A 13644-nucleotide genomic window follows, 5' to 3' on the forward strand; every position below is an offset into this window, starting at 1 on the left:
TTTTCCTTTCTACTTCGTTTAAAAAATAAACCGTAGCTATAGCTATGCTTGATTTTTTTGCCTTGCATAAAGAAAAAATAATTCAATGAATTTATACGAATTTTTTAATCACAAATCGTATAATATCTTATTATCATCTTAAGATGATAAATAGAATTTAATAAATCAAAATTATATTTAAATGTTTGATATTAAGTATTTTGTAATTTTTGATACTCTTTTGCTACCCTCTTTTTTTTGCAATGTGGACTCCTTATACATTTCTTTGTTTAAGAAGGAGACGTCTAACTTTAGATAAGATTATTTACTATTTATAATTTTTACTCAAAAAAAGCATGATACTGTTTTATCAAATTAAAATAATAGGATATATTTTATGAAACCTGAAACCAAATATACTAAGAGTGGTCTGGTTAATATCGCTTATCAAGTTTTTGGTTCTGGTCCAGTAGACATTGTGTATATTCCTGGATGGGTATCTAATATCGATTGGATGTGGTTATGTCCTGAATTGGTTGATTTTTTTACGGAACTAGGTAAGTTTGCAAGGGTAATCCTTTTTGATAAAAGAGGAACAGGGCTTTCGGATAGGGTTGTAGAATTTGCTACTCTAGAAGAGCGAATGGAAGATATTACGGCAGTTATGGATGCTGTGGATTCTGAAAGAGCAGTTCTTTTTGGACACTCCGAGGGTGGAAGTGTCTCGGCGTTATTTAGCGCAACTTATCCTGATCGTGTTATTTCTTTAATCACCTTTGGTATTTTTGCAAAGAGGAGATATTCTAAAGACTATCCTTGGGCACCAACCGATCAGGAGCGTCAGGTGGTTTATGATATGATTGAGAATGATTGGGGCAGTGGAGAGATGAATTTAGCATCACTTGCGCCTTCTAAAGCAAAAGATAAAACTTTTATGGATTGGTTAGCTAGTTACTTTCGTTTAGGTGCTAGTCCCAGTGCGGCTTTGAAATTAACAAAAATGAATACTCAGGTTGATATCATAGACATTTTGGGATCTATAAAAGTACCTACTTTGTTATTACAACGTACAGATGATATTGATGTAAAAATTCAGGAAGGGCAATTTATTTCTGAACGTATTCCCGGATCAAAATTTTTAGAACTAGAAGGAAATGATCATCTATTTTGGGTAGGAGACACCGATGTTATTCTAGAAGCAATGGGAGCTTTTATACATAACATAGAGCCCGCACCGGTTTATGAGAAAAAACTATTTACTGTTATGGTTGGTCGTATTATTTCTTCTGGTATTAATAGTTCAGAACATCAGGAAATTATTAAAAAATACCTAAAACAATATAAAGGAAGCATCGCCGAATATACTCCACAAACATTTATAGCCACTTTTGAAGGCCCAAGTAAAGCTGTTTTTTGCGGCTCTGATTTAGTAAAAGCAATGAGAGATATTAATGCTCCATTATCACTTGGTATAGATATCAAGGAGTGTTTTGTACAGCATTGTATTTGTGAACAGACTGAAGATTTTGAAGCAACAATTTTTCAAAAACCGGTACCTAATCAAATAATACTAACGCAAACTGTAAAAAATTTGTTATTAGGATCAGGAGTAAGTCTTGCTCCACATAAAGCAAATTTTAAAACAGCATCTGATGAATGTATTTCGTTGTATACAGTCGTCGAAAATCTAAAATTGGATACGCTTCAAAATGCGGATCAACAGAGACTAGCGAAACACAATTCTTTTTTAGAAAAAGTACTTCAAAATATTTATAATCATTTGAGCAATGATTGTTTTGGTGTTACGACCTTATGTAGAGAGATAGGTGTTAGTGAACGTCAATTACAACGTAAACTTAAAGCGATCACCAATAAATCTCCTAATCAACTCATTTCTTCTGTGCGTTTACATCACGCAAAAGAATTACTCTTAGATCAGGAAAACACAGTAGCTGAGATAGCTTTTCAAACAGGCTTTTCTAGTCCTTCGTATTTTTCTAAATGTTTTAAAAAGGAATTTTTAGTAAGTCCATCAGAACTAGTGGGTTAAGTTGTGTTTGTGCCCGAGTCAATTATCAATCTATTTTAATTACTTAAGAAATCAAAACAAAAATTCTTTAACAGAATCAATGTAATCCAAAAAAACTTCTCAGAGACGAGAAGCTTTTTTTGTTGCAGCAGTAGAAACTTGAACTCTCATACGATTTGTGATTAAAAAATTCGTATAAATTCATTGAATTATTTTTTCTTTATGCAAGGCAAAAAAATCAAGCATAGCTATAGCTACGGTTTATTTTTTAAACGAAGTAGAAAGGAAAAAGAAACGATGAATATGCGAAATTTTTAGTTATAAATCGTATCACACCTCGTAATGCTACATATTATGTCCATAATCAGATATCTTATTTATCAAAGTTAATTCTATTTTACTCTTCTACCTTCATAAGACTTAACACAATATTGATAAAGAATAACGGTATTAAAGTTGTGTTCATAATCTTTCACAAATTCGACTTTCAATTCTTCATCAACTAAAAATACTTTTTCCGACTGTGCTACCAACTTAGTAGATTTTTGTCCTGGAATAACAAGTTTGAGTTTCCCGTTTTCCTCTTCGATATTGAAGGTGACATTTTCTTTTATTTCGAAAGTACCCGTATAGTTTTTTAGAAGGTCAGCCGAAATCTTATATTTCTCGGTAGGGACTAGTTTTTTACTTTTGATTTCGAAAATTTCTTCACCTTCATCTAAATAAGATGTTACTATTTTTTGATATACTTTAAAACCCTCGTCTGCATTGGTAAAAATGACCATTCCTTTTTTGGATTTGGGTAGCAGTACTACAAAGGTTTTGATACCATTTTCATTACCTGAATGCATAATAACCGACTCACCGTTAGATAATTCTGGTATAACTTCCCATCCTAAGCCATAAAAAAGATTTTCTTTGACCTTTACTTGAGGTGTCATCATATCGTTGAATAGTGATTCCGATATACTTGCTCCGTTCAAAATATAGGAGCAAACCTTAGTGTAATCTTCTATGGTGGTTAGCAATCCTGCTGCAGCGTTTAACTCTGTTCTTGGAGCATATTTGTATTCTTCATAATTTTTGTTGTGCGGATATACTACTTTATCCGTATCCCAACTGGGATTCCAAGTGAATGAAATATTTTTGAGCCCTAAAGGCTCAAAAAGTAAACCTTCTGCCAATTTTGGCAGACCTTCACCTGTTTTGTTTGTTATCGCTTTTCTAAGGTATTCATAACCTTCACCAGAATACAAATACTGACTACCAGGTTCAAAATTAAATGCCAATTTTTTTGATAGAGTCATATTTCTCCAATTCACAAAACCGGATTGATGGCTCAACACAAATCTGGCATTCAATTTTTTGAGATTGGTATCCACTTTTAAATCTGGGTCGAGATGATATTTATAAAGTGGTTCATCTAAAGACAAATCTCCTTGGGATATTATATTTAGGACTACGGTAGCAAATATAGGTTTGGTGAGAGAGGCTACGGTAAAAATACTCTCACGATTAGCGGGTACTCCGATTCTTTGCTCACCAAAAACTTTGGCGTATGAGACTTTTCCGTTTTTAATAATACCTACCGCAACGGCAGGAACTTTATACTCTTGTTGCCAGGTAGGTAATATTTTTTCTAAATCAAATGATATTTCTTTTTGTCCGAATGAGCAAATTGTAAACAAAAGAAAAAGATACGACGGTATTCTCATGGTAAGATATTTGGTTTTAATTAAGACGATTGATTTTAGATCGATTACGTGTATATTATTTTATTAATTTTTTACTTGGCGCTACTTGATAGATGGAATTTATCTCTATTTCCTTTGTTAGGATATTCTTGCGTTTTGATTTAATATTTTGGATTATTTTCTTATTCATATTGGCCAATTCAGTATTATTATCCAATGGATTGTTATGTAAGGAAACATCCGTGATACCTTCTAAATTGTGCAATGGCCATAGGTTATCTATATTATTGTAATCAAACATAACCCAATCAAGATTTCCCAAAGATGTAATAGGAACAATTGACTTTATTTGGTTCCTTGATAAGAATAATTTTTTTAGTTGACTCAGGTTTTTCAGCTCGTCAATATTGTCGATTTGATTTTCCCTTAAATCGAGCCATTCGATGTTGGTTAAGCCTTCAAGAAATTTCAATTCTTTAATTTGATTTTGTCTCAATACCAATACACCTATATTTTTGAGATTTGATAAAGGTTCAAATTTTTTTATCTTGGTATTCATAAGATTTACCTGAATGAGCTTAGTGAGGCTTTCGATAGCTGAAATATCCGAAATAGGGTTTTTTTCCAATATGAGAACCTCAAGTTTTTTTAGCTTCGATACAGCTTTTATATCTGCTACATTATTATCAGGTATCCAAATGCCTTTAAGCTGGACTAAGTCTTTTAATGGCTCTAAAGTCTCCAATTTATTGAAGGCCATATTAAAATGGGTTAATTTCTTCCAATTTTTTATTGCTGATATATCTCTAATTTGATTGAAATTTCCTGTTACGTTCTTGATGTTTTTTAATGTGTAAAGTGCATCAATATTGGAAACATTATTTCTGTCAAAGGAAAGTGTGTTTAAATTGATTAGACCGCTTATTGGCTTTATATCCTCAACTTTATTACCATTAATATTTAATATCTCCAGTTTGATAAGATTTGCAATCGGCTCTAAATTTGTGATGCTATTGTTATCCAACCTCAGATATGTGAGGTTTGTGGCATTTTCTATACCAACCAATGAAGTAATTCCTTTTTCTACTGCAACAAAACGAGTTAATGACTCCAGGTCAGACTGCAAAAGTTTGCCTGTGGGTTTATCCAAATAATTGCGTATTGCTAAATCGAGATAGAAATCCTCGATTGAGATTTGCTCATTTTTATTTTGCGCATAAACCAATGTTGTTAAACCTAATAACAGGCATATCAATAGTATTTTTGAAAATTGCATAAGTAACTGTTTTACCTCAAAAATCAACAATTGTTATGGTAAGTAAACACTAAGTTCTGGTAAAAAAAGTTTCAAATTATATTATGAAACTTTTTTCTCCTTTTCCAATTGTTTGATATATTCTTTGGGGGTCTGTGAGGAAAACTTGGAGAATGCTCTATAAAAGGTGGTTTTAGATTTAAAACCAGAATCTTCTGCAATGTATTCTAGTGTAAGACTCTTATGTAATCCTTTTCTAAGTTTATCTTTTACTTCTTCAATTCTATATTTATTAGTAAAATCATTAAAAGAAGTATCCAAATAACTGTTGAGTAATTTAGATAAAATACTAGGAGTGGTTTCCATTAGTTCTGCAAATGTTGATAAAGAAAAGTCAGCGCTTAGAAAAGGTTTTTTAGCCTTCATTATATGTAAGATTGATTTTACTTGCTCATCAGCGACAGCTTTGCTTACAGGCTGCTTTTTCAATTTAGGATTTGAATATGATAAATAACCTACCAAAGAAATGATATACAATACAACGCCATTATATATTTTAACCATCATGGTTAACGAAAAGCCCAACCAATCATCTACGGGTGAACTCTTCCAGTAGCCATAGATCTTACCCAGAAGAGTGGTAATTAATTCGAATAGCACTCCGACAAAAAATAGACCTAGCAAAGTCAGCATCCAGGTACGATATTTACCAGCTTCTTTTGAAATATTGATCGCTTCATAATTCCTTACTTGTAAGTATGACATAATTGTGTAACTAAAAAGCAATAGCAAAAGGATAATGTTATGTAGTAATTGAATCTCGAAATACCCATATCGCAAGATCCATACTCCCTTCATTTCAGGAGAAACAGTCAAACTGCCTATCCAAATCAGAATGTAGTACACCGTGAAAACAAGAGGTAAAATTAAATGGAGGAAACTTTTAAAATCAAACCGAAAAGAGTAACTCAAAAGAGATTTAAGATATAGATATAATAAAGGAAAGATAAAAATCACCAAATTGAATGGTAAAAATCTTAAATGATCATTTTTTTCCAATAATCCAGAATTCCCCAAGAAAGTAGGAACTAGAGAAATACCAACTACTAATAAAAGCCCTATAAGCAACTTATTTGGTGTTTGTTTCCAATTTCTGTTTCTGATTATGAGAAATATCATTATTGTACTCTGGAATAAACCAAAAAGGATTAAAGTAGCTGTAAGGTTTAAGTTCATAAAATTTCAACTTAATGTGATTAGGTTTTAACCGATACATCGGTTTTAATTACTTTTCATATGTTATAAAAATAACAGAATTTATAACATTAATATGTATATGAGATGAATAAGCGTATAATACGTTCATATAGTAGGGGTTTAAATTAAAAGTTGATGAAGTTCAAAAAAGGCACAGGACATAAACAAAAAAAGTCTCTTGTTTCCAAGAAGCTTTTTTTTACAGTGCGGGCAGGGAGACTCGAACTCCCACACCTCGAGGCGCTAGATTCTAAGTCTTGTATATATTGTACTAACGAAACATAAAATATCTCATTATGTGGTATCCTTGGCGAATCATAAACCCGAAAAGTCATTTAGTAATAAATCCTTGTCGTATGCTATGAAAAAAAGTGATGACTTAAAAGTTTTTCTAAGACAATAAAACCATTTTTGAACAATCTCTTTTAAGCATTACAAAATAAAATCTTAAAACTTCTTTTAGTTTATTGTAAATAATATAATCAAAAAGGTGTTTAGCTGTAAAAAATATATTATAAAAGTTAATTTAGTGTAAAAAATAAAGGCATTAATCGGTTTTATTTTTTTATGTTAATTCTTGTACATTACTCAAAATAAAAGCCTGATTTTTGAAATTTTAATCCTTTTATTATTAGAACTAATTAGTAATTTACCATAGCTAATTGTAATAAAAAAAGGTGCTATGACAACTACACAAATCGACAGAAGGGAATGGCTTAAAAAAGGATTTTTAACTTTTGGAGCAATGGCGTTGGTACCTTCAGAAATATGGTCAGATACAGTGACTGATGCGCAGAAAAATAATCGTAAGTTTCTATATCAAAATCCTGTGTTTGATGAGTTCACTCCTCCAGAGTTTCCTGATTTAAGTACGATAAAAGCACGTTTAGTATGGAATGAAAATCCATATGGTCCTTCTAAGAAAGCAGCGAAGGCTTTTCAGGAGAAAGTGTTCAAGGGTAATCACTATTCTTGGATGTCTTTAGGTGAATTAATAGAGAAAATTGCTAAGAGAGAAGGAGTTAAATCCAACCAAATCATGATGGGACCAGGTTCTTCTGATTTATTAGAAAAAACAGCATTGGTTCTTTTTCAAAACGGAGGGAATGTCGTGAGTGCGGATCCAAGTTATATGTCACTGGTAAGTGTAGCCAAGGCATTTGGAGGAAACTGGAAAGCTATAAAACTTACCAAAGATTATCAGCACGATTTGGAAGCTATGGAAGCTGCTATAGACGATCAAACTAAATTGGTATATATTACCAATCCTAATAATCCAACAGCAACCATTACAGATGTTGAAAAACTAAAGAATTTTTGCGCGCGTGTATCTGACAAAGTTCCGGTTTTTATAGATGAAGCTTATATAGAACTTACAAATAGTGGAGCAGCCAATAGTATGGCTTCTTTAGTTACAGAAGGTAAAAACATTTTAATTTCCAGAACATTTTCTAAAATTCATGGGATGGCGGGTTTACGAATTGGCTATATGTTAGGTTCTACTGCCTTACTAGAGAAAATTCAAAAAATCACTCGTGCCGGGATGGGAATCTCCGGTCCTACTATTGCTGCTGCAAATGCTAGTATGGATGATGCCGAATTTTTGGCTTCTACAAAACAAAAAATCATAGATGCAAAAACATATACCACTAATGTTCTCAAAGAAATGGGGATTACCCCTATGCCATCAGAAACCAATTTCTTGATATTTCCGATACAAATGGATGGTAATGAGTTCTTAAAAAAAATTTATGATAAAAAAGTAGTAGTACGTGCTTTTACATTTTGGGATCAAAACTGGTGCAGAGTAAGCATAGGTACTATGGAAGAAATGAAAATTTTTAGCGAATCAATTTCCGAAATCCTGGCATAAATTTATGGACGCAACGATTCAAAAAACAATATTATTTGGAATTTTTATCGTTATAGGATTCTTCTTAAAACGCAAATTCAATTCGAAAGCAGAAATACAAGGTTTAAAAAAAATAATTCTTAATCTTGCACTACCCGCTACCATTTTTATCGCCTTAATGGGGATAGACATAGATCCGGGATTAGTAGGATTTCCTTTGATGGCTTTAGGAATCAACCTACTTTTATTTTATATATTTCCACTTATTTTATTACTTGTTGGTTTTAAAAAAGATAGTTCTGATTACAGAACGATGCGCTTGATGATTCCATCACTGGCGCCAGGTTTATCTTGTTTCCCATTCATTTCAGAAATTTTAGGACAAGAATATCTTGCCAAAGCCGCAATGGCCGATTTAGGCAACAAAGTCTTTGTTTTAATTATACTGTATAGTATTGCAACACAATGGTATTTTAAACAAACTTCTAATAATAATAATAAAAAGGAAAAGGGTAAATTAAAAACCTTATTAATTACATTATTTTCGGAACCCGTAACCTTATTAATATTAGTAGCTTTAGCCTTGATGACTTTTGGATTTTCTTTTGAAACTTTACCCGCCATCGCCCAAGATACGATACAGAAATTAAGTCTATTAATGACACCATTGGTAATGATATTTATCGGTTTAGCTGTAAAAATTCGTAAAGATCAATGTATCAAACTACTTTCTATACTTATAATACGTGCAGGAGTTGTTATGCTTATAAGTGCAGGAGTCATATGGGTAATGCAGATTTCTGTTCGAGAAGATATTCTTTGGATGTTAGCTTTTTCATTGAGTGCTTGTAGCTTTTGGCCATATGCCCATATCGCTGGCATTAGTGAAAAAGAGAAAAAAGAACTTGGAAAAGAAAAAACATTTAAGAGTTCTACAGCTATCAATCTACTTGCTTTATCGTTTCCACTATCCACATTGATAATTATGACAGTGATGCTTAATCCTGATTTTATGATGATACCTTCTCATATTGTAGCTGTTGCCGTTGCGTGTCTGGGAATCGGTTCTGTTCTAGTTATATGGATTCGATTAAAAGAGATCAAAGGAATGCGTTCTAATAGCAAAGCAATCCGATTTAAATGGATGGATTATAAGAAGGTGTAATCAGTACAGTGCCATGTATTGATAAAACTTGATTTTTGAGAATTCACCAAAGACGAAGAACTCAAAATTTGTAAGTTGAACCTAGCTGTTTTTTATGAAATAGAAAACGATAAGATGAGGTTCATTCAATAATTCTGAGTGAAAACATCTCGCTACCTTACATATAGGATGGATAGCTAAAAATCATATACTTCTTATCAATCATACTATCTCTATATAATTTTACAACTAATTTGTAGTACATAAAAAAATTGACTCGATGACGCCGGACTATATTTATATAAATAAAATTAAAATTCCTATAGGCTCTAAACACAAAAGTATATTAACGAGAAAAATAAAACCTTGAAAAAAGTTAACATTTAACTGCCTATTTTTAGGATTTTATACGATTTACGGATGAGAATTTCGTAAAAAGAATGTCATTAGATGCGAAATTTTTATTCGTAAATCGTATTACTCGATAATCGAGATTTAAATGCTCCGAGGCTTGCCTCGAAATCAAAATGTTTTTTTTAATAAATGCCAGGCTTGCCCCGAGGTAATTTGCCAAGAAGAGTAATTAGAAAAGCCATGAAATACTTAAACTAAAATAGATAGTATCAAATTAAATCAAAAATAGAATCTACGGCAATATATCGTTCTGTAGTAAAAGCTTCTGCATATTGTATGCTCGCAACTCTTGCTAAATCATATGCTTTGAATTTGATACTTTCTTTATAGATCTCACTAGAGATAGGAATTTCAGGTTCTTTACTGTTGGGGTCATAGAATTGAGAACGATATGCTAAAATACTCTCCATCTTTTTATCCATATGAGCGCTAATATCTACTATAAAATCTGGTTTTATATCATACCATTGAATATAGTGATATACCTGCTTAGGTCTCCATGCTTTTTGTTTTACTCCATTAACTGTAGTTTCTATCTTATTTAACCCAGATAAAAAACAGGAATCACTTGCCAATTTACTACCTTTACCATGATCTACATGTCGATCATGTATTGCATTGCAGAGGACTATTTCTGGTCTGTATTTTCTGATGATTTTAATGACGTCAACTTGGTGTTTTTCATCATTGCTAAAAAAACCATCTCTAAAACCAAGATTTTCGCGTGTAGCGACATTTAATATTTCTGCTGCTCTTCTGGCTTCTGCATCTCTTATTTCCGGTGTTCCTCTTGTGCCCAATTCTCCTCTGGTTAAATCAAGAATCCCTACTTTTTTACCTAGAGAAACCTCCTTTGCTATAGTACCGCCACAGGCTAATTCTACATCATCAGGATGCGCACCTATAGCTAACATATCTAATTTCATTTACATTTTGTTTTTCTAATTGTTTACAGAAATAGGTAGTATAGTCCTAAACACTGGATGGTTATATATTTCCGTTGGCTCCCAGACGCATTTTTTTTATCATTTCTTCTAAGTAGAGGATGGTCCATATGATTTTATCAGTATCAGAATAGGGGGTAAGTTCTTTTATGGTGTTTGTAGTGTATTCAAAAGCTCTATCCGCAATTTCATTATTCTTTTCAACTATTTTTAAATTATCCGAATCTTCTTTAATACCTATGTCACTAAGGCTTGTTCCTGGTTTGTTTGATAAAGAAAGGTAGGGTAGTACTACAAAAATTTCACGTGTTCGCTCCAGATATAATTCAATTAGTTTTCCTTTATTAAGTTCTTGTAATTCATCAATGGTGTGAAATTGAGTAACTAACTTATCATTGCCAAATAGGATTCCTTTTTTCTTTCCCTGAGCATTCATAGTGCTTATTGAGAATATTAATAAGGTATATAGTAGTATAATTTTCTTCATGTGATTGATGTTTTTGATTGTTTAATTCTTTATTTTATTGCAGAACCATATAGTTGTTTCGTGCATTTTTTAAAGTAAAATCTGGATTTGATTTATTTAATGGATCATTAAAAAGCTCCTCTGATTGTTGAAATTCTTTAGTAAATCGATTGTATTTCAGTAGATTAAATGTGCTTCCTGTAATATTGTTTTTGGTAATTACGCCTTCTCCGTGAATATTAAAAAAGCTATTATCAAGTTTAAATGCCATATCTATCATTTTGATTGTAGAAAAAGACTTGTCTAATTGTACAACATCAGAGAAACCGGATATATTAGAATTATTTAAGTATAACTCACCTAGATTATTTATGGATATTGCAGCTCTGGAGTGGGTGTAGTTACTTTCGTCTACCAGGCTTATCAGTGTTGCTCCTGTGATATCGATGCCAGAAAGTTTTTCAGATTGTTTAAAACCAATTTTTTTATTATAACCATCTACTTCAATGGCATAGGAACCATTATTACTTGTGATATAAGGGTGTTTGATAGCTATGATATTAGTAAGTTCACCTTTAAATCCTTGTGTGAAATCAAAATCATCATCTCGTGATTTTAAGGATATTAAATTTTTTGAAGTAAACTCTCCCGCATGCCATTCAAAAGAATCATCTGCAGAATAGCTAATCATAATATTTTCAACTACCGATTTGTTTCCGAAGGCATACATAGAAAGGCCGTTGGTAGATTTACCGGCATACTCAATTCTAACATATCTTAAAACAGCAGTTTCTTCGTCTGGTTTGTCACCTCCAAAATTGGTATATAATGGATTAAACGCTCCTTTTATAATTGCAGCAGCTTCTTTGGTATTTGCTTTTCCGGATCCTATGATTGTTATTCCTCCCCAGTCACCACTTTTTCTAGCATTGGCAGATTTATTGGAGGTAAACACAATCGGAGATGTCTTACTACCATTTGCAATAAGTTTGGCTCCTTTGGTAATAATTAAATTGGTAGATTTTTCAGTATCTGCTTTTATTAGCGTTCCTTCCTGTATCGTTAATGAAGCTCCATTAATGACATACGTGTCACCAGACATCAAGTAGACAGTCTCATTTTTTAGATACGTATCTTCTTCGATAATATTAGGTAATATTTCATCGTGATTAGGATAGTTATTGCTATTTGGTTCAAAATTAGTCCAACCTCTGGCCCATTTAGTGTTATTGGTATTAAAAGCGGTTTGTGCTAATCCCGAAAATGAAACTATTAATAAAATTAAGGGAAGTATATTTTTCTTTCTCATGACTTTTATCTTTAGCTTATACGTGTGAATAAACTTTTATCATTTTATATGAAATATTATATTTTGAAAATATTATTTCTAATATAATAACACTAAATATGTCGATAATGTAAGAGAGAGATTACACTAGTAACTGTTTATTAACTTTTTTTTACTCAATAATCGAAATTTAAATGCTCCGTATTGCCTCGAAATCAAAATGCATTTTTCAATAAATGCCTTGTGTGCTTGCCCCGAGGTTTACTCAGTGAAATGCTGTAAGAATGAGTTATGAAGTTAATATTTATCCATTTTTGGGATTGTAATAATTGCAGAGAATCAATTGTGAGAATTTATTATCTAGTTAAAGATTAAAACCCTGCAATTTCATTGCAGTTACTTCGGGTTCTATAAATGTTTTAGTTTTGTTGCATGTCAAATTATCGTAAGAATTCACATTCAATAAGCAATTTGAGTTGTCATATCGTTTGGGTGGATATTAGAATAATGTGAATAAAGAATTTCATTCTTTTGTTTAAAGCTATGGTTTTCAGATCCATAGTGGTTTATTGTTTTGCTTGGTAAACTACTGATGTTACTATGACATATAGGTTTTTATACCGATATATCAGTTAATCATAATACCGAATGATTTACTCGATAATCGAGATTTAAATGCTCCGAGGCTTGCCTCGAGATCGAAATGATTTTTTTCTAATAAATGCCTCGTGGGCTTGCCCCGAGGTAGTTTATTTTTGTGTCATAATTGCGACAGCAAAACCTTATAAAAAAGATCGATATCTATGAAAAACATAATTTCTTAATGGAAATTTTTAAAATACAATCATTTTAAAAATTTCCATTTACTCCTATTCTTATCTTTTTAATGATTTCTTCAAAATATAAAATGGACCATATTATTTTTTCTGTATCTGCATATGGGATGAATTCTGAAATAAGGTTACTAGTGCTTTCAAACGCTTCTGTCGTAACTTCATGATGTTTATCTAATACTTTTAAGTTATCAGAACTTTCTTTAATTCCGATATCAGAAAGACTTACACCAGATTCATTGGTCAATGCCAAATATGGTAATAATGTAATAATTTCATTTGTTCTCTCTGTGTAGAGTTGAACGAGCTCTCCTTTTTTTAAGTCCTCTAATTCATCAATTGTATGGAATTTATCTGTCAATGTACTTTGATCAAAGAATACATTTTTTTTTGATTGTGCAAAACTAATGCTCATTATAAATACGGAGAATAGCGCTATAGTAATATATTTCATTTTAGAAGTATTAATTAATAAAAAGTGAATACCAA

At 31.8% G+C, this 13644-nt stretch carries 10 protein-coding genes; 3 read left to right on the plus strand and 7 right to left on the minus strand.

The window, feature by feature from the left end; translation table 11 throughout:
• Positions 1-376: 376 nt before the first annotated feature.
• A complete protein-coding gene (locus F0000_RS13860) occupies positions 377-2029 on the plus strand; it encodes an alpha/beta fold hydrolase (protein ID WP_149625321.1) in 1653 nt (550 codons plus the stop codon).
• A 371-nt stretch (positions 2030-2400) separates the two neighbouring features.
• On the opposite strand, the gene F0000_RS13865 is transcribed toward F0000_RS13860, so the two are convergent.
• From F0000_RS13865 to F0000_RS27765, 3 genes are all read right to left on the minus strand, one after another.
• A complete protein-coding gene (locus F0000_RS13865) occupies positions 2401-3723 on the minus strand; it encodes a serine hydrolase (RefSeq protein ID WP_149625322.1) in 1323 nt (440 codons plus the stop codon).
• A gap of 55 nt (positions 3724-3778) precedes the next feature.
• Positions 3779-4978: a leucine-rich repeat domain-containing protein gene (locus F0000_RS13870; protein ID WP_149625323.1), complete on the minus strand. Its 1200-nt coding sequence runs from the start codon at positions 4976-4978 to the stop codon at positions 3779-3781.
• A gap of 81 nt (positions 4979-5059) precedes the next feature.
• Positions 5060-5722: an AraC family transcriptional regulator gene (locus F0000_RS27765; RefSeq protein ID WP_188112124.1), complete on the minus strand. Its 663-nt coding sequence runs from the start codon at positions 5720-5722 to the stop codon at positions 5060-5062.
• Between the two features lie 1174 nt (positions 5723-6896).
• Here F0000_RS27765 and F0000_RS13880 point away from each other — a divergent pair.
• The gene (locus F0000_RS13880) at positions 6897-8087 is read left to right on the plus strand and encodes a histidinol-phosphate transaminase (RefSeq protein WP_149625325.1); all 1191 of its coding nucleotides are present in this window, start codon (positions 6897-6899) and stop codon (positions 8085-8087) included.
• 4 nt (positions 8088-8091) lie between these two features.
• Positions 8092-9231 carry an AEC family transporter gene (locus F0000_RS13885; RefSeq protein ID WP_149625326.1) on the plus strand — a complete coding sequence of 380 codons (1140 nt, stop codon included), beginning with the start codon at positions 8092-8094 and terminating at the stop codon, positions 9229-9231.
• A gap of 602 nt (positions 9232-9833) precedes the next feature.
• Here the strand turns inward: F0000_RS13885 and bshB1 are convergent.
• The 4 genes from bshB1 to F0000_RS13905 form a co-directional block, all read right to left on the minus strand.
• The gene (gene bshB1 / locus F0000_RS13890; protein ID WP_149625327.1) at positions 9834-10550 is read right to left on the minus strand and encodes a bacillithiol biosynthesis deacetylase BshB1; all 717 of its coding nucleotides are present in this window, start codon (positions 10548-10550) and stop codon (positions 9834-9836) included.
• A gap of 61 nt (positions 10551-10611) precedes the next feature.
• Positions 10612-11055 (minus strand): hypothetical protein, encoded by a 444-nt coding sequence (locus F0000_RS13895; RefSeq protein WP_149625328.1) that lies wholly within the window; start codon positions 11053-11055, stop codon positions 10612-10614.
• 34 nt (positions 11056-11089) lie between these two features.
• A complete protein-coding gene (locus tag F0000_RS13900) occupies positions 11090-12343 on the minus strand; it encodes a hypothetical protein (RefSeq protein ID WP_149625329.1) in 1254 nt (417 codons plus the stop codon).
• An 828-nt stretch (positions 12344-13171) separates the two neighbouring features.
• Positions 13172-13609: a hypothetical protein gene (locus F0000_RS13905; protein ID WP_149625330.1), complete on the minus strand. Its 438-nt coding sequence runs from the start codon at positions 13607-13609 to the stop codon at positions 13172-13174.
• Positions 13610-13644 lie beyond the last annotated feature (35 nt).

Source organism: Aquimarina sp. RZ0 (assembly GCF_008370685.1).
Classification (GTDB): Bacteria; Bacteroidota; Bacteroidia; order Flavobacteriales; family Flavobacteriaceae; genus Aquimarina.

What these genes read in the sequence shown, in the direction of transcription:
- F0000_RS27765 (WP_188112124.1), bottom strand. Translation starts at nt 5,722, where the DNA reads ATGTCATACTTACAAGTAAGGAATTATGAAGCGATCAATATTTCAAAA.
- F0000_RS13860 (WP_149625321.1), top strand. Translation starts at nt 377, where the DNA reads ATGAAACCTGAAACCAAATATACTAAGAGTGGTCTGGTTAATATCGCT.
- F0000_RS13870 (WP_149625323.1), bottom strand. Translation starts at nt 4,978, where the DNA reads ATGCAATTTTCAAAAATACTATTGATATGCCTGTTATTAGGTTTAACA.
- F0000_RS13900 (WP_149625329.1), bottom strand. Translation starts at nt 12,343, where the DNA reads ATGAGAAAGAAAAATATACTTCCCTTAATTTTATTAATAGTTTCATTT.
- F0000_RS13885 (WP_149625326.1), top strand. Translation starts at nt 8,092, where the DNA reads ATGGACGCAACGATTCAAAAAACAATATTATTTGGAATTTTTATCGTT.
- F0000_RS13895 (WP_149625328.1), bottom strand. Translation starts at nt 11,055, where the DNA reads ATGAAGAAAATTATACTACTATATACCTTATTAATATTCTCAATAAGC.
- bshB1 (WP_149625327.1), bottom strand. Translation starts at nt 10,550, where the DNA reads ATGAAATTAGATATGTTAGCTATAGGTGCGCATCCTGATGATGTAGAA.
- F0000_RS13880 (WP_149625325.1), top strand. Translation starts at nt 6,897, where the DNA reads ATGACAACTACACAAATCGACAGAAGGGAATGGCTTAAAAAAGGATTT.
- F0000_RS13865 (WP_149625322.1), bottom strand. Translation starts at nt 3,723, where the DNA reads ATGAGAATACCGTCGTATCTTTTTCTTTTGTTTACAATTTGCTCATTC.
- F0000_RS13905 (WP_149625330.1), bottom strand. Translation starts at nt 13,609, where the DNA reads ATGAAATATATTACTATAGCGCTATTCTCCGTATTTATAATGAGCATT.